21 protein-coding genes are annotated in these 22,966 nt (G+C 54.3%); all 21 read right to left on the minus strand.

Annotated features, from left to right (window positions below; all coding sequences use genetic code 11):
* Positions 1-49: 49 nt before the first annotated feature.
* On the minus strand, positions 50-1,159 hold the full coding sequence (rseP, locus tag ACN0VM_RS01000) for an RIP metalloprotease RseP (protein ID WP_417448964.1): 1,110 nt from the start codon (positions 1,157-1,159) through the stop codon (positions 50-52).
* 36 nt (positions 1,160-1,195) lie between these two features.
* On the minus strand, positions 1,196-2,368 hold the full coding sequence (locus ACN0VM_RS01005; protein ID WP_417448965.1) for a 1-deoxy-D-xylulose-5-phosphate reductoisomerase: 1,173 nt from the start codon (positions 2,366-2,368) through the stop codon (positions 1,196-1,198).
* 3 nt (positions 2,369-2,371) lie between these two features.
* Positions 2,372-3,181, minus strand: a complete 810-nt coding sequence (locus ACN0VM_RS01010) for a phosphatidate cytidylyltransferase (protein ID WP_417448966.1) — start codon at positions 3,179-3,181, stop codon at positions 2,372-2,374.
* Positions 3,182-3,192: 11 nt separating this feature from the next.
* Entirely contained in the window at positions 3,193-3,936 is a 744-nt protein-coding gene (locus ACN0VM_RS01015; RefSeq protein ID WP_417448967.1) for an isoprenyl transferase, read from the minus strand.
* A 1-nt stretch (position 3,937) separates the two neighbouring features.
* Entirely contained in the window at positions 3,938-4,501 is a 564-nt protein-coding gene (gene frr, locus ACN0VM_RS01020; protein WP_417448968.1) for a ribosome recycling factor, read from the minus strand.
* 1 nt (position 4,502) lies between these two features.
* Complete coding sequence (gene pyrH / locus ACN0VM_RS01025) at positions 4,503-5,228, minus strand: UMP kinase (protein WP_417448969.1); 726 nt, start codon at positions 5,226-5,228, stop codon at positions 4,503-4,505.
* A 206-nt stretch (positions 5,229-5,434) separates the two neighbouring features.
* Entirely contained in the window at positions 5,435-6,361 is a 927-nt protein-coding gene (tsf, locus tag ACN0VM_RS01030) for a translation elongation factor Ts (RefSeq protein WP_417448970.1), read from the minus strand.
* A 101-nt stretch (positions 6,362-6,462) separates the two neighbouring features.
* On the minus strand, positions 6,463-7,317 hold the full coding sequence (gene rpsB / locus ACN0VM_RS01035; protein WP_417448971.1) for a 30S ribosomal protein S2: 855 nt from the start codon (positions 7,315-7,317) through the stop codon (positions 6,463-6,465).
* A gap of 146 nt (positions 7,318-7,463) precedes the next feature.
* Positions 7,464-8,228 carry an NUDIX hydrolase gene (locus ACN0VM_RS01040; protein ID WP_417448972.1) on the minus strand — a complete coding sequence of 255 codons (765 nt, stop codon included), beginning with the start codon at positions 8,226-8,228 and terminating at the stop codon, positions 7,464-7,466.
* A 3-nt stretch (positions 8,229-8,231) separates the two neighbouring features.
* Positions 8,232-11,741 carry a DNA polymerase III subunit alpha gene (gene dnaE, locus ACN0VM_RS01045; RefSeq protein ID WP_417448973.1) on the minus strand — a complete coding sequence of 1,170 codons (3,510 nt, stop codon included), beginning with the start codon at positions 11,739-11,741 and terminating at the stop codon, positions 8,232-8,234.
* 26 nt (positions 11,742-11,767) lie between these two features.
* A complete protein-coding gene (locus ACN0VM_RS01050; RefSeq protein ID WP_417448974.1) occupies positions 11,768-12,196 on the minus strand; it encodes a DUF1761 domain-containing protein in 429 nt (142 codons plus the stop codon).
* Between the two features lie 58 nt (positions 12,197-12,254).
* Positions 12,255-12,935, minus strand: coding sequence for an ABC transporter ATP-binding protein (locus ACN0VM_RS01055; protein WP_417448975.1), 681 nt, complete (start codon positions 12,933-12,935; stop codon positions 12,255-12,257).
* On the minus strand, positions 12,928-14,175 hold the full coding sequence (locus ACN0VM_RS01060; protein ID WP_417448976.1) for a lipoprotein-releasing ABC transporter permease subunit: 1,248 nt from the start codon (positions 14,173-14,175) through the stop codon (positions 12,928-12,930). The genes ACN0VM_RS01055 and ACN0VM_RS01060 overlap by 8 nt, the downstream gene beginning before the upstream one ends.
* Before the next feature lie 23 nt (positions 14,176-14,198).
* A complete protein-coding gene (gene proS / locus ACN0VM_RS01065; RefSeq protein ID WP_417448977.1) occupies positions 14,199-15,509 on the minus strand; it encodes a proline--tRNA ligase in 1,311 nt (436 codons plus the stop codon).
* 452 nt (positions 15,510-15,961) lie between these two features.
* A complete protein-coding gene (locus ACN0VM_RS01070) occupies positions 15,962-16,252 on the minus strand; it encodes a DUF1467 family protein (protein ID WP_417448978.1) in 291 nt (96 codons plus the stop codon).
* A 5-nt stretch (positions 16,253-16,257) separates the two neighbouring features.
* Entirely contained in the window at positions 16,258-16,662 is a 405-nt protein-coding gene (gene mce / locus ACN0VM_RS01075) for a methylmalonyl-CoA epimerase (RefSeq protein ID WP_417448979.1), read from the minus strand.
* Between the two features lie 11 nt (positions 16,663-16,673).
* The gene (locus tag ACN0VM_RS01080) at positions 16,674-18,347 is read right to left on the minus strand and encodes a ribonuclease J (RefSeq protein WP_417449031.1); all 1,674 of its coding nucleotides are present in this window, start codon (positions 18,345-18,347) and stop codon (positions 16,674-16,676) included.
* 17 nt (positions 18,348-18,364) lie between these two features.
* Entirely contained in the window at positions 18,365-19,138 is a 774-nt protein-coding gene (locus ACN0VM_RS01085) for a type III pantothenate kinase (protein WP_417448980.1), read from the minus strand.
* Between the two features lie 5 nt (positions 19,139-19,143).
* Positions 19,144-19,926: a biotin--[acetyl-CoA-carboxylase] ligase gene (locus ACN0VM_RS01090; RefSeq protein ID WP_417448981.1), complete on the minus strand. Its 783-nt coding sequence runs from the start codon at positions 19,924-19,926 to the stop codon at positions 19,144-19,146.
* Positions 19,926-21,380 (minus strand): NADH-quinone oxidoreductase subunit NuoN, encoded by a 1,455-nt coding sequence (gene nuoN, locus ACN0VM_RS01095; RefSeq protein ID WP_417448982.1) that lies wholly within the window; start codon positions 21,378-21,380, stop codon positions 19,926-19,928. Before nuoN ends, ACN0VM_RS01090 begins: the two co-directional genes overlap by 1 nt.
* Before the next feature lie 14 nt (positions 21,381-21,394).
* Positions 21,395-22,960, minus strand: coding sequence for an NADH-quinone oxidoreductase subunit M (locus ACN0VM_RS01100; protein WP_417448983.1), 1,566 nt, complete (start codon positions 22,958-22,960; stop codon positions 21,395-21,397).
* Between the last annotated feature and the right edge of the window lie 6 nt (positions 22,961-22,966).

The following is a 22,966-nucleotide window of genomic DNA, read 5'->3' on the forward strand; positions in this document are numbered from 1 at the left end:
CTTTTCAGCCCATTCTTATTTTTTCGGCAACTTTGGCGGTGAAATTGGCCTAGAGTGCCATGGATTGCAAGTCATTCAGTGTTACAAGCAGCATAAAAATCAGCATCAGCGCAAATCCAGCGACAAATCCTGCTTCCTGAGCCTTTTTGCTAAGCGGCGAACCCTTGATTGCCTCAAAGGCGTAGAATAGCAGGTGTCCGCCATCAAGCACAGGAATCGGCAATAAATTGAGTATGCCGAGGTTCAACGACAACAAAGCAAGTAGCCACACAAAATTCTCTATACTGACGTGGGCTGCCTCGCCCACCATGCTGGCGATGCGCGCGGGCCCGCCCAGTTCTTTTACCGACCGGAGCCCAATGATCATCTGGCCAATGGTCGTGAATATTGTGTCGGTCATGGCAACCGTTTGACGACCACCTTCATACAAAGCACCGAGCACACCCAATTCGACCCGGGTCATCTGCCCCGAAGTAATGCCAAGCTGCCCATATGGGTACTTGTTGCCAAAACGGTCTTCCATATATGCAATGCCGAGCGTGACGTCAAAACTCTCACGCACACCACCACGGTCTATGGTTACACTCACATCCGCACCGGGATATAACCTTACGACGCCGCCAATATCGGAAAAGCGATCAACCGTCTCTCCGTTAATGCTGACAATGCGGTCGCCAGGCTGCAAACCGGCCTCAGCCGCAGCGGAGTTTTCCGCAACCGAACTAACAACAGGCTCAGCAACGCCAACCCCGTATGAAAAGAAAAAGGCGGAGAAAACCAGCGCGGCTGCAATAAGGTTGATCGCTGGACCAGCGAAAACCACCAGCGCACGCTGCCAAACCGGCTTAAAATGGAAACAAACAGCCCGTTCCTCGGGACTTAGGTCAGAAGGAATATCGCCAGGATTGCTGGCGGCGGAGGCATCCCCAAAAAACTTAACATAGCCCCCAAGTGGCAGAACGCTGATTTTCCACCGGGTTCCGTTTTTGTCGGTGCGGCCAATCAGCTCTTTTCCCATCCCGATGGAAAACGTATCCACCTTGATGCCAAAAAGGCGCGCCATTGCAAAGTGTCCCCATTCGTGAATGAAGACAAGAATGCTAAAGCCGCCAATAAAAGCGGCGATGGTGAACAACAGGCCTGGCCCTTCGGTTTCCATGGCTATCCTCGGTATACTTTAACTAATTTACATTGCCTACTGAGTCCGTACGCCTAACCAGCGTGCGGCCTCCCGCCGTGCCATCTTATCAATTTCGAACACATTCGAAAGCGATTGTGGCGCTTTAATGTCGCAGGCAGACAAAGTATCGCTCACGACAGCGGCAATATCCACAAAACGAAGGCGTCCCGCAAGAAAAGCCTCAACGGCCACTTCATTCGAAGCATTCAAGATCGCGGGCGCAGAACCGCCGTTCATCAACGCTTCTTTAGCCAAATGCAAACAGCGAAATGCATCAAGATCGGGCTCTTCGAAAGTCAACGACCCAATCTCGGACAACGACAGGCGCTTTACGGGAACATGCATCCTTTCAGGCCATGCGAGACTATAGGCGATCGGTGTCCGCATGTCCGGAGAGCCGAGTTGTGCCAAAACACTGCCATCGGCGTATTCAACCATTGAATGAATGACTGATTGCGGATGAACCAGCACATCGATTTGCGCCTTCTCAACCGGAAACAAGTGGTAGGCCTCTATGACTTCAAGGCCCTTGTTCATCATCGTAGCGCTGTCGACCGATATCTTGGCGCCCATGTCCCAATTGGGGTGCGCAACTGCTTGCTGCGGCGTTACGTTTAACAGGCTATCGCGACTACGCCCACGGAACGGGCCGCCGGAAGCCGTCAGTATAACCTTTTCAACACCACGCGCACGGTCAAAATCAAAAACCTGGAAAATAGCATTATGCTCGCTATCGACCGGCAGCAATGTGGCGCCGTGCATCTTCACTTCGTCCATGAGCAGATCACCGGCGCAAACGAGGCACTCTTTGTTCGCAAGCGCGACGGTGACACCTTGGCGTACAGCCGCCATGGTTGGCCTGAGGCCCGCGGCTCCCACAATAGCTGCCATCACAACATCCGTTTCGCGTTCAGCGGCTTCGATCAACCCTGCCTCGCCGGCATGCGATTCGATGCCAGTGCCGGACAACGCGGCTTTCAGGTCAGGCAATAATGTCGCGTCTCCGATAACCGCAAGTTCAGCAGCGAACTCAATGGCAAGGGCCGCCAGTTCTTCAACACGACTATAAGCTGTCAGCGCTATCACATCGAATTTGTTAGGGTTTCTACGAACGATATCAAGCGTGCTCTGCCCGATCGAACCTGTGGCACCGAGAACCGTCAAGCGCTTATGTTGCTCGCGGACCATTGCCTAGAACTCAAAGCCGAGCATCGGCCCCACCCAGGACACAAACACCACAGCCGGGGCCACGAACACAAGGCCATCAACCCGGTCAAGCAGGCCCCCGTGGCCAGGTATTAGACCACCCGAGTCCTTCACGCCAAAGTGCCGTTTTATGCCACTTTCCACAAGGTCACCCACTTGCGCCCAAACCGCAAGTGTGGCGGCAAGTAGCGAAAGCACAATGAGGCTTGAGGAAAACGGAAAAATCAGATGCACAGCGACACTCACAACCACGCTTAATGCCATACCGCCCAACAGACCAGCCCACGTTTTCTTCGGACTAATTTTTGGTGCCAGTTTCAGACCACCAATACTTTTGCCCGCGAAATAACCGCCAATGTCGGTTGCCCAGACCACCAGAAATATCCACAATACGAGGATAGCGCTGCCTTCCCGTATCAGCCACAGCGAGACGATCGGGAATCCTACATATGCCACGCCGGCAAGCAACCAGCCGATACGTAGTCCGATGCGTATGATCAGAACACCCACGACGGAGACAAGAAGAAGCGCGGCCAGCAAGGGAGCGTTGCTTGATAGAGCGCCTGTCTCAAGCAGCCAGACCAGGGAACAAATCAGCAAAACCGCCCCACCCCTTACCGCGGGGTGCGGAATGACTGTCAACTGACACCACTCAAGCATCATCAGTGCACCGCCCACAACAAGCAACGCAGAAAACCAGGCCTCGCCTGCATAGATGGCACCCAGCACCGGCGGTAAAAGCAGCAGCGCGGAAATGATACGTTGAAACAAATTATCGGAAAGTCCTAGCGGCATTGCTTATCCCATCAAGGCCGGGCGCCAAAGCGGCGGTTACGGCCAAGAAAGTCCTCAACCGCAGCTTTAAAGTCATCTTTGGTGAAGTCCGGCCACAGAAGTTGGGGAAAAGAAAACTCGGCATACGCGGCTTGCCAAAGAAGAAAATTCGATAGTCTTTGCTCGCCGCTCGTGCGGATAATCAGATCAGGGTCCGGAATTGAGTCCGTCCATAGTGCTTTCGAGAAGACCGCCTCGGTAATCTCGTTCAGAGACATCTCGCCAGCCCCAACGGCCGTGGCAATGCGGCGGGTGGCAGACAATATCTCGTCCCGACTGCCGTAACTCAGCGCAATCACAAGTGTCATCCGGTCATTGCTTGCGGTTTTCTCTTCCGCTTTTTCAATCATCTTGATGATATCGGGAGACAATCGCTCCCGACTACCGATGATGCGCAATCGCACCCCTTGTTTGTGGACAGTCTTGATCTCTCGCTTCAGGTAAAGCTTGAGCAACGCCATAAGGTCGGAGACCTCATCGGCAGGCCTGTTCCAGTTTTCACTGGAAAATGCATAAAGGGTCAGATATTCGACACCACAATTAATAGCGCCCTCAATCGCTTCCCTTACCGCTTCGGCACCCTTCTTATGACCAAGGGATCGCGGCTTGTTATGGTACGTCGCCCAACGTCCGTTACCATCCATGATAATGGCAACATGCTTCAGCGAGCCTACGCCGCCCGTTTCCTCAATACTCTTTTGGGCGGGTGTCGCCATATCAGACCTGCATAATCTCTGCTTCTTTAGCCGCCAGCAGATCATCAATCTTGGCGACATATTTGTTGGTCAGGTCCTGAACCTCGTCAGCGTACATTTTGTGGTCATCTTCGCTGATGGACTTGTCCTTTTCCATCCGCTTAAGCTGATCCATACCGTCACGCCGTACGTTGCGAACCGCAATCCGGCCCTGCTCAGCATATTTGCCGGCAATTTTCGCAAGTTCAGCCCGACGCTCTTCGTTAAGCTCCGGGATTGGAATACGCACCAGTTGGCCATCCAGCATCGGGTTGAGACCAAGGCCAGCGTTACGAATAGCCTTCTCAACCGCCGTTGCATTGCCACGATCCCATACCTGCACACTCAGCATACGCGGCTCCGGAACAGAAATTGTGCCCACCTGATTGAGCGGCATATTCGAGCCGTAGACATCAACCATCACGGGGTCGAGCATATTGGTCGTGGCCCGGCCTGACCGCAGGCCGACAAGTTCATGTTTCAACGCGTCGATGGCGCCTTTCATTCGGCGTTCAATATCGCCAAGGTCCAAATCATCATCACTCATATCATTGCTCCTCACCTACAGTGGTACACACTCCCTTGCCCTGGAGCACGTTCACCAGTGCATCCTCGGCGTGTATGGAGAAGACCACAATCGGAATATTATTCTCACGGCTAAGCGAGATGGCCGACGCATCCATGACCTTCAGGTCCTGCGTCAGCACGTCCATATAGCTCAGACTATCGTAGCGCGTGGCTGTAGGGTCAACTTTCGGGTCGGCATTATAGACACCGTCAACTTGCGTACCCTTCAAAAGCGCGTCACAGTTCATTTCGGCAGCGCGCAGCGCCGCCGCCGTATCAGTGGTAAAGAACGGGTTGCCCGTGCCAGCGGCAAAAATCACCACACGCCCCTTTTCAAGATGACGTATAGCGCGACGGCGAATATAGGGCTCGCTGACGCTTGCCATTGGGATCGCCGAAAGTACGCGGGTATCAACCCCTACTTTTTCAAGGGCATTCTGAAGCGCCAGCGCGTTCATTACCGTCGCCAGCATGCCCATATAGTCGGCCGTTGACCGGTCGAGACCCTCGGCAGCCCCCTTGAGGCCACGGAAGATATTGCCACCCCCTACTACGATACAAACTTCAGCGCCAATCTCTCGCGCGCGCTTGACCTCGCGTGAGACCCGTGCTGCGGTTTCAGGGTCAATTCCGTAGCTACCATTACCCATCAGGGCTTCACCCGAGAGTTTCAGCAACACGCGTTTATATTTAGGCTCACTGGACATTGCCTGAATTCTCCCCTGTGCCTTTAGCCCGCCGCAGCTTATCCGCTCGAGCGACCAAAGGCTACCGTGTTTTATCTAAAATTTTTCCGAGACTTAAGCTAAATTTGCCCATGCCCCATTTTGTCTCTGCTTTGCGCAAATTTTGCGCAAGAAAAAGCCCGAGAGAGACCTCCCGGGCTTTTACGATACTTCATCCGAACTGCAAACTATACGCCGGCAGCGGCAGCAACTTCAGCAGCGAAGTCGTCCTCTTTTTTCTCAAGACCTTCGCCCATTTCAACACGGGCGTAGGCAACCAGCTCGATGTCGGTGCCAGCGTCTTTTGCGGCTTTCTTGATCACATCGGCAACCTTGGTTTCGCCGTCGATCACAAACACCTGGTTGAGCAGAACAACTTCTTCATAATATTTGCGCATGCGGCCAACAATCATCTTCTCGATGATTTCCATCGGCTTACCCGATTCTTTTGCTTTTTCGATCTGAACCTGTTTCTCGCGCTCAACCAGTTCCTGATCGAGATCAGCTTCAGAGAGCGACGCTGGGTTTGCAGCAGCAACATGCATGGCAAGCTGTTTACCGAGCGGTGCCAGAACGTCTTCGCCTGCGTCGGACTTGAGTGCGATCAATACAGCGATCTTTCCCATGCCGTCAGCAACCGCGTTGTGCACGTACGGAGCAACGAAACCTTTTTCGACCTCAAGAACAACAGCACGACGAATGTTCATATTCTCGCCGATAGTTGCGATGTTGTCGGTAAGCACTTCGCTAACTGGCTTGGTCTTGCCTGGGTAGGTCGCAGCTTTGATTGCGTCGACATCGGTGCCGATTTCAAAAGCAACACCCGCGAGGTCAGCGACAAACTGTTGGAATTTGTCGTTGCGAGCAACGAAATCCGTCTCGGAGTTCACTTCAATCACTGCAGCTTTATTGCCGTCGGCTTTCACGCCAACGAGGCCCTCAGCAGCAACACGCCCGGATTTTTTCGCAGCCGCAGCAAGGCCTTTGGTGCGCAGCCAGTCAACAGCGGCCTCCAGGTCGCCGTCGTTTTCGGCAAGCGCCTTTTTACAGTCCATCATGCCAGCGCCAGATTGTTCGCGCAGTTCTTTAACGAGAGCGGCGGTAATTTGTGCCATCGGTATTCCCCTTACAGCCCTTCGGGGGCCAAAGTATCGGTAATCGGTAAATCATGCCCCGGCGGACATAAGGCTCACCGGGAGCATCTAGATGCGAAATGTTACTCTGCCGTTGCAGCGTCAGCGGTTTTTTCCGCCTTTGCTTGGTCAGCAGGAGCCTCAGCAGCTTCTTCAGCCGGAGCTTCTACAGGCGCCTCCGCAGCTTCAACAACAGCTTCTTCCGCCGGAGCTTCAGCCGCCGCGCCAAGGTCAACGCCCTGAGCCGTGAGTTCCGCCTGAATACCGTCGAGCGCAGCTTCGGCGATCAAGTCGCAGTAAAGACGGATCGCACGGGTCGCATCGTCGTTACCCGGGATCGGATAGTCAACACCGTCGGGCTTGGAGTTGGTATCGATCACACCAACAACCGGAATGCCTAGACGGTTGGCTTCAGCAATAGCGAGGTCGTCACCGATCACGTCCACAATCACGAGGATGTCTGGCAGACCGCCCATGTCCTGAATACCACCGAGTGAAAGCTCAAGTTTGTCACGCAGGCGGGTCAGCTGCAGCGTTTCTTTTTTGGTCAAACCAGTGTGTTCCTGGTTCAGTTGCTCATCAAGCTGCTTCAGGCGTTTGATGGACTGGCTGATGGTCTGCCAGTTGGTCATCATGCCGCCGAGCCAGCGGTGGTTTACATAGTATTGACCACAGCGCTTCGCGGCATCCGCAATAATCGGCGAAGCCTGACGCTTGGTGCCAACAAAAAGCACCCGGCCACCGCCAGCCACGACTTCCCGCACTGTTTGCAGTGCACGGGTCAGGTACGGTACGGTTTGCGAAAGGTCAATGATGTGAACGCCGTTACGCTCGCCGAAGATAAACGGCGCCATTTTCGGGTTCCAACGGTGAGTCTGGTGACCAAAGTGCACGCCTGCTTCAAGCAGCGCGCGCATATCAACTTGCGGCATCGCCATAATTCTATTCCTTTTCCGGTTCAAGCCTCCGCGGGGTTTGCGCCACATCACCATGATGCTGACACCGGATGGCGGCCTGCCAACTCGACAGGAAGCCTACCCCACGTGTGAAGTCGCCGCTCGTATAGGCCCGTTCGTGGCCAAGATCAAGGCTTTTTTGCGATACCGCCTGCTTCGACAGCCAATTCTTTTTCGCTGGCTGACGTCACCCCGTAACCGGCAGCTTTATCGATCTGCAACTTGATGCCTGCGCCGCTCATGTTCACGACAGGCAATGTACGCACCACCCTGCTGCGTTTTGCCTGTCTCAGCGCGTCTGCAACCGTACTGGCGCGTGCCAGCTTTGTCAGGTTGAGGCGCGTGGGAAACATTAGTGGTATACGGTCTTCTTCCCAATCTTGCAGCAACTGGCGCGGGCATACCCACTTGAGAGAAACCGCCTCATAGCCATCATGTTTGGCCGTCTCACCATTGTGGGCCGCGATGTAAAAGTGTGTATCAAAGCGTCGGGGCATAGGCTCCGGCGTCACCCAGTGCGCGAATGGCACCATGCCCGCGATATCAAGTTTACCGCCACAATAACGGACAAGATCTGAAAACGGCAATCCAGGAACCAACACGGCTCGGCGCCTGTGGTCGATCTGCAAAATGCCAGCCTCTTCATAAAGTTCGCGCAGGGCCGCTACCCTAAGTGCAAAATCACGAAAAACGCCACGTCCCGTAGTGATAGCCTGCCAGCGCCAGTTCTGCTGGTCGGTACTGTCCACTTTGCCGCCCGGGAAAACAAAAGCCCCCGGTGCGAACCGCATGGTTTTGGCGCGTTCGGTCATCAGGACCTCAAGGCCCGCTTTGCCGTCCCGCACAAGAATGAGTGATGCGGCTGGAACAGCAGGTGCTAATTTGCCTGCCAATGTCTACACCTCCTCAACCGTGAGCACGCCCATTTCAGCGGCGACCGCCTGTTTCAGCTCGGGGGTCACCTTGTAGGCTCCTTTCAGGCGGAACTCGGCGAAGCGATTATTATCCGCCACAGGGACGCGAATTGTAACCTTGCCCTTACCACCTGTTTTTCTGTCCAGTGCTGCTTTTACCGATACAAATGCGCTGCTTTCCTCAACTTCGATGAACAGCCCCTTGCTGGAATGGGCGGCTACCATCTCGAGGCTTTCGATACCTCTCAGCGACAGCCCAATGCTATCATCATCGTCGCGTTTCCTGATTTGCACGGACACTACGACCGGCGCGCCATCTTCCACCAGTGAACGGATACCATCCAGGTCGTCCTCGAAGGCCATGATTTCGAACGCGTCAGACCGGTCAGACAAGGTCAGGCGACCAAACTTGCTGCCGCGTTTTGTGTTGCCTTCGCGGTAGCCTGCAATGGCGCCGGCCATGCGCACCGTCTGCCCGACAAGACCCGGATCATGATATACTTCCCGCGCCGGAATAATGCGTTCCCGCTCCAGAATTGTCTCATAGGCATCAAGGGGGTGTGCTGAAATATAAAAGCCGACGGCACTTTTTTCGTTCTCCAGCGTTTCGGTGTCCGTCCAACTGCGGGTCACAGGCAGGCTGGGACGGTCGACAGATTTGGCCATGTCACCGCCAAACAGACTAACCTGATCACTCTCACGCTCCTTGGCCTGCATCTGTGCCAGCCGCATAACAATTTCAGCGGCGGCGTATGCCTGCGCGCGATCAGGCAACAGGCAGTCAAAGGCTCCGGCTGACGCGAGCCGTTCCATCTGGCGTTTATTCAGGAGTTTGGGATCAATACGCTCGGCAAAATCAAAAATATCCTTGAAGTCACCATTTGCTTTACGTTCAGCTACAATGCCCTCCATTGCCTTTTCGCCCACGCCTTTGATTGCACCCAGCGCATAGCGCACACCCCGGTTTTGGCGAGGATCATCCTCATCACAATAAAGCTCCTCCACCTTTTCTACCACGAACGCCACGTCAGAACGGTTGATGTTAGGCAGCAACAACGGGATCTCCGCGCGCTGAAGCTCTTGTTTGAAGGCTGCCAATTTGTCGGTATTGCCCATATCAAGTGTCATGATCGCTGCCATAAACTCAACCGGGTAGTTCGCCTTCAGATATGCCGTGTGATAGGCAACCAACGCGTAGGCAGCGGCGTGAGACTTGTTGAAACCGTAGCTGGCAAACTTGGTCACAAGGTCAAAGATATAGCTGGCTTTCTCCTTGTCGATGCCGCGCTCAACAGCGCCGTCACAAAAGCGGCCACGCTGTTTATCCATCTCCGCCTGGATTTTTTTACCCATAGCACGCCTGAGAATATCAGCTTCACCAAGGCTATAGCCGGACATCACTTGCGCGATCTGCATCACCTGTTCCTGATAGATGATAACGCCGTAGGTCTCGCCCAATATCTCCTCAAGGATCGGATGCGGATACTCCACCTCCTCCCGACCGTGTTTGCGGTTCACATAAGTGGGTATGTTGTCCATCGGTCCTGGGCGGTAAAGCGCTACAATAGCGATGATATCCTCGAACTTGTCCGGCCTCAGGCCCTTCAGCACCGCCCGCATGCCGGTACTCTCAAGCTGGAACACGCCCGCGGTATCGCCGGCCGCCAGCAACTTATAGGACGCAGGGTCATCCAGCGGCACTGCGGCGAGGTCAATTTCTATATCGCGTTCGCGGATATAATCAACGGCACGGTCCAGCACTGTCAGCGTCTTGAGGCCGAGAAAGTCAAACTTCACAAGCCCCGCAAGTTCAACCCACTTCATGTTGAACTGGGTGACCGGCATGTCGGATTTCGGGTCTCGATAGAGAGGCACAAGCTGGTCAAGCGGGCGGTCGCCAATCACCACGCCCGCTGCGTGGGTGGATGAGTGGGCGTAAAAACCCTCCAGCTTCAGTGCCCGCTCCATCACACGGCGCGTAAGCTCGTCGTTATTTATCTCGGCTTGCAGCCTTGGTTCGCTGTCGATCGCTTCCTGAAGTGTCATGGCGTTGCCGGGGTCATTCGGGATCATTTTTGACAGTCGATCCGTCTGTCCGTGCGGTTGTTGCATTACACGGCCGCAGGCTTTCACAACCGCGCGGGCCTGCAATTTACCAAACGTGATGATCTGGGCCACATGATCGTAACCGTATTTGTCCTGCACATAACGGATCACCTTCTCCCGCTTGTCCTGACAGAAATCGACATCAAAGTCAGGCATGGACACCCGCTCGGGATTGAGGAAGCGTTCAAACAGCAACGAGAACCTGAGCGGGTCCAAGTCGGTGATCTTGAGCACCCATGCCACCACGGACCCCGCACCCGAGCCCCTGCCTGGCCCCACCGGGATATCATGGTCCTTGGCCCACTGGATAAAGTCCGCAACGATCAGGAAGTAACCGGGGAAGCCCATCTGATTAATAATGCCCAACTCATAATCGAGACGGTCCCAATATTCCTTTTCCCATTCCTGGTCCCTGCCGGGTGTCAGTCCCTCTTCCTTCGCTTTGAAGTTCAGCCGCTCGCGCAATCCCTCCTCGGAATCCTTCCGCAGCATGTCCGCCTCAGAGACATCCATCCCGCTGGTAAAGTTTGGCAGCAATGGGTCAATTTTGTCCACTTTGAAGGCGCAACGCTGTGCTATATTCACTGTATTTTCAACAGCTTCAGGGAGATCGTTAAACAGACTAATCATCTCCTCGCCGCTCTTGAACCGGTATTCAGGGTTCAACCGTCTGCGGTCTTGCACCGCCACATAGGTGCTTTCTGCCATACACAACAGCGCGTCATGCGGCTCATACATGTCGGGGCCAATAAAGAAAGGCTGATTGGTTGCTACAATTGGCAACTGATGCGCGTAGGCGAAATCGAGGAAGTCCTCTTCCGTCGCTTCTTCCTCTTTCATGCCGTGCCGCGCGATCTCGACATACAAGCGGTCAGCAAATAGTGCCTTGAGGTCCAGCAGGCATTTCTCTGCAGCGTCCTTATTGCCTTCAACAAGTAGTGCGCCCACGGGCCCGGACACGCCGCCGGTGAGGCAAATAATGTCACCCGTCAGGCCGTCAAAACTCTCAAACGGAAACTGCACACCATCCTGTGGGTCACTCTCAAGGTGGGCCCTGGAGACGATTTTCATCAGGTTCTGATAGCCCGCATGGTTTTGCGCCAGCAGGACAAGCTGATCAGGCTTCGCTGCCTTTTTGCCCTTCGCTGTGTGATCTTTATACGGGTTCCTGACATGCAGGGTCACACCAATGATCGGTTGCACATTGGCATCCGTCGCATAACTTGAGAACTCAAGAGCTGCAAACATGTTGTCGGTATCGGTCACCGCCACGGCCGGCATCTTGTGGCCCACACACTGCTTCACCAGATCTTTGACATGGATGGCACCTTCAGACAGCGAATAGGCCGTGTGGACACGAAGATGTACAAAGCTGGCGTGGCTCATAAGGAAAAACCCTCTACTCTAAAATTTTATCGCCATGCCGCCAAAATGGCGCCAGCGAATGTCATCGCAACAGTCGTATTACCTATGTGAATGAGAAAATGCCGCAGGCTACGGTTTTCAAACGCATAATTCGGCAGCGTTGCACCACCCACCACAACAACAGAGACAAAAAAACCGGTCAGGGCACCGCCCAGCCAGTCCAAACTCCCCAATGACCCCATGTTCAACAGCACAGCAAGACCAATGGACGCCACAAGCGACGCAAGTGTCGCTTTTGCCATGGCAGGCCCGGGCTTTGCACCATCCGTTTTGATGCTCTCAGCGGTATAGCCCATTTCCTTCATCCAGGCTTTGCCTGCCAGGAATGGTGAATACCAAAGGCCTCCTACAACCATAAACACGGTGGCAGACACCACGATTGCCAGCCAGTTCAGACCATAGCCCAAATGTTCCATGAGACTCCCCTCCCTCAAGCTTCACAGTACTTGATCGTACCCCTACAAGCGATATTGCTCAAGTACTGTGAAGCTTGCCTTCGCGAAGGGTGAAGCGCCTGTCCATCTTTGCGGCGAGCGAAGTATCGTGGGTAGCGATAACGGCGGCGAGTCCACGTTCGCGCACCAGTTCAACAAACATCTCAAACACCTTGCCGGCTGTGCCTTCATCAAGGTTGCCTGTGGGTTCGTCAGCCAGCAGCAGCACGGGATCACCGATCAACGCACGGCTGATCGCCACACGCTGCTGTTCCCCGCCGGAAAGCTCGCTTGGCGTATGTTCAAGGCGATCTTCAAGGCCAACCCGAACAAGGATTTCCCTGGCACGCTCATTGGCCCGCTTTTCGCTGACACCACCTATCCTGAGCGCCATTGCGACATTCTCGACCGCTGTGAAATCAGGCAGCAGGTGATGAAACTGATAGACAAAACCCAGTCGGCTTTGCCGCAAGTCCGAACGGGCGTCATCCTTAAGGGTCGTTGCATCCTTGCCTGCAATATAAACCGTACCTGTGTCCGTCTGGTCCAGAAGGCCGGCGATCTGCAGAAGAGTGGATTTGCCAGAGCCCGATGCCCCCACGAGGCCCACAAGTTCACCCGACGCGATTTTGAGATCGATGCCGCGCAACACTTCCACGACCTTGTGGCCCTGCCGGAAAGACCGTTCAATACCTTTGAGTTCAAGCACTGGACTATTCATAGCGCAGCACCTCCACCGGGTCGATCTTGGCTGCGCGCCGCGCGGGTATGATGGTCGCAACAAAAGACAAAAGCAGCGCAAGCCCCACGGTTAGCCCGGCTTCGGTGAGGTTCACCTCAGCCCGCAGGCTGGTGATAAAGCGGACCGCGGGATCCCACACCTGAAGGCCAAAGGCGCGTTCAATAAAGCTTTTGATCGCTTCGATATTGGAGATAATCAGCCACGACAGCAGACTGCCGAAAATAATACCGGCAGAGCCTACAAAAAGCCCGATGGTCACAAAAATCCGTTTGATGGATGCCTGTGTAGCGCCAATGGTGCGCAGTATTGCGATGTCCGGCGATTTGTCCTTCACCAGCATGAACAGGCTGGACGAGATATTAAACACCGCGACAAGGATAATCAGCCCAACAATCAGGAACATCATAACCCGCTCGGTCTGCAGCGCGCCAACGAGGCTTTGATTAAGCGACCGCCATGTGCGCACATAAGCGCGCTCGCCAACTATTGCGCTGATTTCAGGCCCTATGGCATCAACAGCGTCTGGTTCAGTCAGCATCAGCTCAATATTGGCGACGCTGTCATCCAGACGGAAGAAACGCTGTGCCTCATCGAGCGGCATGCCGATAAAGCTTTCATCAAACTGATAAACACCAATCTCAACCACGGCAGCAACCGGGTAGGACAGATACCTGAGCGTGGAGCCAAAGGGGGTGGGGACCGATTTGGGGCTGACGATCGTCACTTTGTCACCAGCGCTCACACGCAAGCGGTTGGCAAGCTGATAGCCGAGAACAAGCCCGCCCTCTGCCGGTGCTGCGCTCAGGCTCCCCGCTTTGACACTGGCAATACCAAGTCTCTCCGCGTCAAAAAAGTCATCCGGCAAACCACGAACAATGGCGCCCCAAGCCTCACCTTCGTTGGTAACCATAACCTGATTCTCACTGAACGGCATCATCTTGACGATACCTTCTGTGCCCTTCAGATCGTCCATAATCTGCTCATAACCGGAGAGTTTGCCGCCATACCCCTGGATAAGAATATGGCCATGATAGCCAAGGATCTTGTCCATTAGCTCGGCCCGGAAGCCGTTCATAACGGCCATCACTACAATGAGCGCGGCTACTCCAAGCGCAATAGCGGTAACGGAAAGGACCGCAGTTACGGAAATCACCCGGTCCCGCTTGCGCGCCAGCATGTAGCGCATCGCGACAGACCACTCATATCCCCGTGCCAGCACCCGGCCCTCCCCTGTTCGTATGGTTACGCCGTCAGTTTTGCGACAGCATCTTCCGACGACAATTCAGACCGTTCACCGGATTGACGGTTCTTGAGCTCAACTACGCCATTTTTAAGGCCACGTGGCCCGATGGCAAGCTGCCAAGGCAAACCAATCAGGTCCATATTGGCGAATTTTGCCCCCGCGCTCTGGTCACGGTCGTCATAAAGTACCTCAACACCGGCCTTTGTAAGCTCTGCATACATCTTGTCGCAGGCGGCAGTGCATTCATCATCCTTCGTGCGCAGGTTCATCAGGCCAACCTTAAAGGGTGCAACACTCTCAGGCCACACAATGCCGCTTTCGTCATGGCAGGCTTCGATGATAGCCCCTACAAGACGAGACACGCCCACCCCGTATGAGCCCATCTGTACATTGGTCGTTTCGCCGTTTGGCCCCTGCACGCTGGCGCCCATCGGGGCGGAATATTTTTCACCGAAGAAGAAGATGTGCCCCACCTCAATGCCACGCCCAGTCACGAGCTTGCTGGCATCAACCGGACAATCTTCAGGTTTGTGAATTTCATCTGTTGCCGCATAAATACTGGTCCACTTGTCGACGATAGGCTGTAAGTCATCGCCGTCACCCGCCTCAATCATCGGGTCAAGCGCCTCAAATGCCTTGTCGAAATACACTTCGCTTTCGCCCGTATCGGCGATCACGATAAACTCGTGGCTCAGGTCACCACCAATCGGTCCTGTATCCGCGCGCATCGGGATAGCCTTAAGGCCCAACCGCGCGAACGTGCGCAGATAAGCCACAAACATGGCGTTATAGGACTTGCGGCCGTCTTCTTCCGTCAGGTCAAAACTGTAGGCATCCTTCATCAGGAATTCACGCCCCCGCATCACGCCAAAGCGTGGGCGGATTTCGTCGCGGAACTTCCACTGAATGTGATAGAGGTTCTTCGGCAAATCACGGTAAGACTTGATCTCTTTACGGAAAATGTCGGTGATCAGCTCTTCATTCGTCGGGCCATATAGCATCTGCCGGCCATGGCGATCTTCGATACGCAGCATTTCCTTGCCGTAATCGTCGTACCGGCCGCTTTCAACCCACAAGTCGGACGACTGAATGGTCGGCATCAGCACTTCCTGCGCACCGGCCCGGTCCTGCTCCTCACGGACAATCTGCTCAATTTTTTTAAGCACCCTAAGGCCCAGTGGCAACCAGCTATAAATTCCGGCTGCACCCTGGCGGATCATGCCCGCGCGTAGCATCAGTCGGTGCGAGGCAATCTGGGCCTCGGCAGGAGTTTCTTTCAGAGTCGGCAGAAAATAGCGGCTTAAACGCATGGCTTACTCGTTTTATTCATTAGCATAATTGAAAATTCCGGCACAGCCGGTGTCCTCGGCAACCAACATAACCAGAGCCTCTTTTGCCGGGCCGCACGATGAATAGCAACGGCTTTCTCTTCTCCGTGGCGTAAATTTGAGCAATGCTGATGGTGTTTTGTGCAATTTAAAGCTGAGCTTCGCGTCAAATGTTGCATCGCTGCAACAGCGCTACCAAACAAACAGCGCGGCTCACATTTATTGTCTCTAATTTAATGACAGCAGGTCGCGCCTTCCCTTAGCTTCATCTCAGCGCAGAGCTGAACGGTTCACGCCTTTATGTGGCCCACGCTCAGGGAGGACTTTGCGTAATAAGATATATGACAGGCCAAAAAAGATGCCCGTCAATTGATTTGGAAAAGCAAGGCTCCGCGCCTTGCTTTTTCATTTCCCGGCAAGGCCTTTTCCCGGCTTTACTCTTTATTCGATGATTCTGAAGAATGGATGGGTGAGTTCTCTGGCGTACGGAACTTGATAACGCCTGATGTCGCCAGAAAATAATACCCCACGGTTAGGAAGATCGCGACCACACTTGTCACAAATGCTTTTTTCTTAAGATTAGGGTTAACCGGTGCAGCCTGTTCGGTTCCCTCTACGGCTTCGTCCGGGCTTTCATGCTGTGAGCGTATGCCAACAGGCAGGGCAATAAAAAACACCATCCACCAGGCGATAACGTAAACAAGAATGATTGTTGCAATATTCATTGTGCTTAGACCTGTTCAATCTCAACAAGGGTACCACAGAAATCTTTGGGGTGCAGGAACAGCACGGGTTTGCCGTGCGCGCCGATCCGTGGGTCCCCGTCACCAAGTACACGCATGCCGTCCGCTTTCAGCTTATCCCGCGACGCGTAGATATCCTCAACCTCGTAACAAACGTGGTGCATTCCCCCTGACGGGTTGCTGGCTAGAAACTTTGCGATGGGCGACCCATCACCAAGCGGATGCAGCAACTCTATTTTTGTATTCGGCAGGTTCACAAACACTGTCGTCACGCCGTGATCGGGCAGATCCTGAGGTTCCGACACATCCGCCCCCAACGTGTTTTTATAGGTTGCTGCCGCGGCTGCGAGGTCCGGTACTACAATCGCAACATGGTTAAGCCGTCCGATCATCGCATACTTCCTTATTTCTTGAATTCCAGTTCGCTCCGCCGGTTAATCAGCGATGCCACACCAGGGTTTTTCCCGACTTCGCGGCGGCAATAGCGTCTGACTGCGATGCGGATCACCTCTTCCACCATCGTGTCAGACTGTTTTGCCGGTTTTGGCATCCGCTCTATCCCGTCCTCGATAGCATCCAGCATACCGTCATAGAAGACATCGTCGTCCTGACGTGGAACTCCCAGAAGTGCAAGCAACGGCTCCGCAGCCAGCGTACCATCCCTGTCGAACACCACACTCGCGGTCACAAAACCACTGAGGGCCACACGCCTGCGGTCAGCAATTGCCTCATCCGCAATGGAGACAACCTCACGACCGTCAAGCGCAAGTCTTCCAACCGGCGCGTCGTCAATCAGCTTCAAGCCCTTGGCACTGATCTGGATGATATCGCCATTCTTGGGCACAATGGTATGTTTGATGCCCAGTTCGCGCGCATATGCCGCATGGCGTTGCAGATGCCGGGCCTCACCATGCACAGGGATTGCACACAGCGGTCGGGTCCATTCATACATTTTTTTGAGTTCGGCACGCCCCGGGTGCCCGGACACATGTATAAAAGCGTCCTTTTCCGTCACCACATTGATGTGTTTGATAGCAAGTGCGTTGAAAAGCTGCCCCAGCACCAGTTCATTGCCCGGAATAATCTTCGATGAAAAAATCACATTGTCGTCCGGGCTCAGCTTCAAGTGTTTATGGTCGTCCCTGGCGATGCGGGCGATTGCCGCGCGAGGCTCCCCCTGACAGCCGGTACAGGCGATCAGCACTTCGTCTCGCGGCAAGTAATCTGCGTCTTCCTCATCCACAAGTGGGGGGAAATCTTTTAGATAGCCAGTAGCTTTTGCGGCCTTGACCACGCGTTCCATAGACCGGCCCAGTAAAACAAGGCGCCGTCCGGTCGCTTTGGCAACCTCACCTATGGTTTCAAGCCGCGCCACATTGGAAGCAAAGGTGGTAATGACCACCCGATTTTTCATATCGGCAACAAGCTGCTTGAGGCTTTCACGCACAGCGGCTTCCGAGCCGGATTCACTGGCGTTAAACACATTGGTGCTGTCGCCCACAAGGGCCAGCACACCTTGTTCCCCAAGCGCAGATAACGCAGGTGATGGGCAAACGGGGCCAATCAATGGATTCTCGTCCAACTTCCAGTCGCCGGTGTGAAAGATAGTGCCGACAGAAGTGTCTATCGCGAGACCATGTCCTTCCGCGATCGAATGCGCGAGCGGTAGATATTTTATGGTAAAGGGGCCCAGTTCCAGTGTTTCAAGCGCGTCGACGATGTGCAGCTCCACCTCATCGGTCAGCCCAGCTTCCTTAAGCTTGTCTGCAACAAGTTCAGCGGTAAACGGTGTCGCATATACGGGACAACGGAACCGCCGCCACAAGTGCGGCACGGCGCCAATGTGATCTTCATGCCCGTGGGTCAGAACAAGCCCAATCAGGTTGTCCCGCTCTTCCTCAATGAAGACCGGATCAGGGAAAATGAGATCCACGCCCGGCAGATAATCGTCCGCAAAGCTCATACCACAGTCGACCATCAGCCACTTGCCGCGATGGCCATAGAGATTGAGGTTCATCCCAATCTCGCCTGAGCCGCCTATCGGCACAAAAAGAAGGCGTGGATCTTCTGGTTTCATATAAGCCATGGGCTCTCCTAAATATTCCGCTCGTAAATGAGCCTGAGCCCCTGAAGCGTGAGATCACCGACGACATCGCCGATTGCCTCAGTTTGGTTAGCAAACACGGGCGCGAGGCCACCTGTCGCCAGTACTTTTATATTCTCGCCATGTTCCAGTTTCAGCCGGGCTACAAGGCCCTCTATCATGCTGACATAGCCCCAGAAAATGCCGGACTGCATTGCCTCGAGCGTCGACTTGCCGGTCACCCGTTTGCTCGACGGCGGGGCAACGGCAATGCGGGGCAGCTTGGCTGCAGCCTGATGGAGAGCATGAAGCGACAGGTTAATGCCCGGACAGATGATGCCGCCCAGGTACGCACCATCGGCACCCACCACATCAAAAGTTGTGGCGGTCCCAAAATCGACCACTACAAGCGGGCCGCCATAAAGCTCGTGCCCGGCAACGGCGTTGACAAGCCGGTCCGCGCCAACCTCGGCCGGGTTGGTGACGCGCACGTCAACACCAAGCTCAACGCCCTCTGCCCCCACGATCAAGGGCTCGCAACTAAAGTATTTTTTACACAGCTGTGTTAGCGGCCACACGACTTGCGGGACCACGCTGGCGATAATTGCCCCGGTCACTGCTTTCGGGTCGCGGCCATGCAGCGCCATCAAGTGGCTGACCCAAACCATATATTCATCCACCGTGCGCTGGTCGCCTGTGGAAATACGCCACTGTTCGACAATGTCTTTGCCGTCAATTAGTGCAAAAACCGTATTGGTGTTGCCAGCATCAATTGTCAAAAGCATGTTGTTTACTCCAAGCCCGCAATGGGAAAGATATCTCCTGCATATAGGCGCTTTTCTTGTCCGTCGTCCAGCCTGACCACAATACCACCATCTTCGGCAAGCCTTTCCGGCACACAGCTAAAACTCTCGGTTACTGTTTTTATCGTACAGTGTTTACCTAGCCCCCATGCGACAGTTGACCAGTCCTGCGCGATGGGCCGGAAATCTGCTGTATTCCAAGTTGTTAGGCGCTCAAACAAACTTTGCGAAAGTGATTCAAATACAGGCCTTACAGCCAGCTCCTTACCGACCACCTCGCTGAGGCTTGTAGCGTGAAATTGAACGCCTTCAGGATAGAAGGCAATATTCAAGCCGATGCCAATAATCACATAGTCCAACTTGCCGCCAGACTTTGCACTGCTTTCAATCAGGATACCACTGGCTTTGCGGCCCCCTATCAATACGTCGTTGGGCCACTTGCAGCGCACCTCATCGGCAGGGGCGCCGTGAGCGATAAAGACATCCCTGACGGCGAGTGCGGCAATGAACGGTAGTGCCGTTAGGTCTTTGGGCTCAAGGTTGGGCCGTAGAAGAAGAGAGGCATACAGGTTACCGGATTTTGACGTCCACTCCCTGCCCCGGCTGCCCCGGCCTGCGCTTTGCTGCCCGGCGATGACCCAAATCGGGCCCCCTTCACCCTGCTGCGCGAAGGTGGCCGCAACGGCATTTGTGCTACCACATTCTTCATAAAAGCGGGCCCCGACACCAGCCGGCGTCGAGGCCCCCCAATCCTGATAGGTGTCAATCACTAGAACAACAACGACCCGGCAGCCCAGCTTGCAGCAGCCACCAGCGGCCCAATCAGCACAAAATAGCTCACCGGTGAGTTGACAATGGCGGCAACCGCGATGACGCCAGACACTGCCCTACCATGGGTATTTTCAAATGCCGGCGCGGGATCGTCAAAGAACATCACTTTGATGATACGCAGGTAATAGAAAGCACCGATCACACTGGTCAGCACACCGATCACCGCAAGCGGGATCAGCCCAGCTTCAACAGCAGCAAGGAAAACATACCACTTGCCCCAGAAGCCCGCGAGAAGCGGAATACCCGCCAGCGAGAACATGAAAATGGCAATGCCAATCGCCAGTGGCAGGTTGGTTTGAGACAAACCGGACAGGTCAGAGATGTCTTCCACCATACCTTCACTGCGGCGAAGGGTCAGGATGGCGCCAAAGGAACCCAGCGTCATCGTCAGATAGATCGCGATATAGATGAGCAGCGCCTCAACGCCGGCAGGTGTCGCTGCAGCAAGACCGACGAGCGCGTAACCAATATGCCCAATGCTTGAGTAGGCCATCAGGCGTTTTATGTTGGTCTGCACCAGCGCCACGACGGACCCCACCAACATAGATGCGATCGAGATGAAAATCACTACCTGCTGCCATTCGGCCGCTATGCTAGAAAAGCCGGTCATCATAACGCGAACAAACAGGGCCAGAGCCGCCACCTTTGGTGCCGCAGCAAAGAAGGCGGTTACCGGCGTTGGCGAACCTTCATAAACGTCAGGCGTCCACATGTGGAAAGGCACCGCTGAAACCTTAAACGCGAGACCGGCCATCAGGAAGACCATGCCAATAACCACGCCTATTTCAGGGCCTTGGGAAGCCTTGAGCGTGGTTGCAAGCGTATCAAAATCAGTCGTGCCCGAAAAACCGTAGATGAGGGAAATACCATAGAGCAGCATACCGCTTGAGAGCGCGCCCAGCACAAAATACTTGAGGCCGGCCTCGGTAGAACGGATGCGGTCGCGGTTCATCGCAGCAAGCACATAAAGCGACAAGCTCTGCAGCTCAAGCCCGACGTAAAGGCTCATGAGGTTGTTGGCGGAAATCATGATCATCATGCCCAGTGTGGCAAGCAGGATCAGTATGGGATATTCGAATTTGGCAATGCCAGCCTGCCGCATGTAGCTGGCGGACATCAGAATCGCCACGGACGATCCCAGAAGCACGAGTGTCTTGGTAAACAGGGCAAAGGCATCAGTCACGAACATACCGCCGAAGGTAAGCTGACGTTCTCCGCCCACTTGGGTTAACATCACGAAAGCTGTTACCACCATCAACAGGATAGAGAGATTGGCCATCTGGCCGTAGCTTTTGTCCCCCTGGAACACGCCGAGCATCAAGAGCAGCATCGCACCGATGCCCATAATCAGTTCAGGCATCACAGGGAGGAGGATTGGCATTTCACCAGTCATTTCTCACATACTCCTTAGTGCGCGTCATTGTGCGCTTCAGCCGCAGGGGTGTCGGTCAAGGCCGCGGCGCTCTCGCCGACTACCGTCTCGTTCACAACTGCGGGGAATTTGGTTTCAATCAGATTTTCGACCGATGCATGGATCGGATCGAGGAAGCTATTAGGGTAAATCCCCATCCAGAAGACAACAGCGATCAACGGTAAAAATATAACCTTCTCGCGCAAGGTAAGGTCTGGCATGGCCTTCACGTCGTCTTTGTCCAACTCACCAAACACCAGCCGACGCACAAGATACAACATGTAAGCCGCCCCCAACACCACGCCAGTGGACGCGAGAAATGCGACCCAACTGCTAAAGGTAAATGCGCCGTTGAGAACGAGGAATTCGCCAACAAAGCCGCTCAGGCCCGGCAGGCCAACAGATGCCATGGAGAAGATGACAAACGTCACTGCATATAATTTCATGTTCACCGAAAGCCCGCCATAGCGCGAAATTTCCCGCGTATGCAGCCGGTCATAAATGACCCCAACACACAGGAATAGCGCGCCTGAGACGATACCGTGACTGAGCATGGTGAAGATCGCCCCTTCGATACCATTGGTATTCAGGACAAAGATACCGATGGTGACAAAGCCCATGTGTGCAACGGATGAGTAGGCGATCAGCTTCTTGATATCCTCCTGCACCATGGCGACTAGCGACGTATAGATAATGGCGATGATCGAGAGGCCCAACACCAGCCAAGCGAAATGGATGCTGGCATCCGGGAACATCGGTAGGCTGAAACGGAGGAATCCATAGCCCCCCATTTTCAGCAACACGCCGGCCAAAATCACCGAACCCGCCGTTGGCGCCTGTACGTGTGCGTCGGGCAACCAAGTGTGTACCGGCCACATCGGCATCTTCACCGCGAAGGACGCAAAGAAGGCCAGCCAGAGTATATTCTGGACGTTCACATCGAAATGATGATTCATCAGCAACGGGATATCAGTCGTGCCGGTCTCGGTGAACATATAGAACACAGCAACAAGCATCAGGACAGAGCCCAGCAGAGTATAGAGGAAGAACTTGAAGCTCGCATATATGCGGTTGAGGCCACCCCATACGCCGATGATAAGATACATCGGGATAAGCCCGCCCTCGAAGAAGACGTAAAAGAGGAAGATATCAAGTGCAGAGAACACCCCGATCATCAGGGTTTCAAGCAGCAGGAAGGCAACCATATATTCCTTCACGCGCGTCTCGATAGCCTCCCAGCTTGCCAGCACCACGATCGGCATCAAGAAGGCCGTCAGCACCACAAACAGCATGGAGATACCGTCAACACCAAGGTGATAACTAATGCTGTTACCAACCCACTGATACTTTTCGACAAATTGGAAGTCTGCGGTCGAGCTGTCAAATCCGACCCAAAGCAAAATACTGAGCGCGAAGGTGAAAAGTGTCGCGAGAAGTGTAACGCCCCGAATGTTGCGTTTCTCGATCTCTTTATCCTGGTGACGCACGATGAGGACAAAGGCTGCACCAATCATTGGTACAAGCATCATCAACGAGAGCAGGTTATGTTCCAGAAAATTCATCTTTAA

This window comes from Kordiimonas sp. (genome assembly GCF_048260245.1).
GTDB lineage: Bacteria > Pseudomonadota > Alphaproteobacteria > Sphingomonadales > Kordiimonadaceae > Kordiimonas.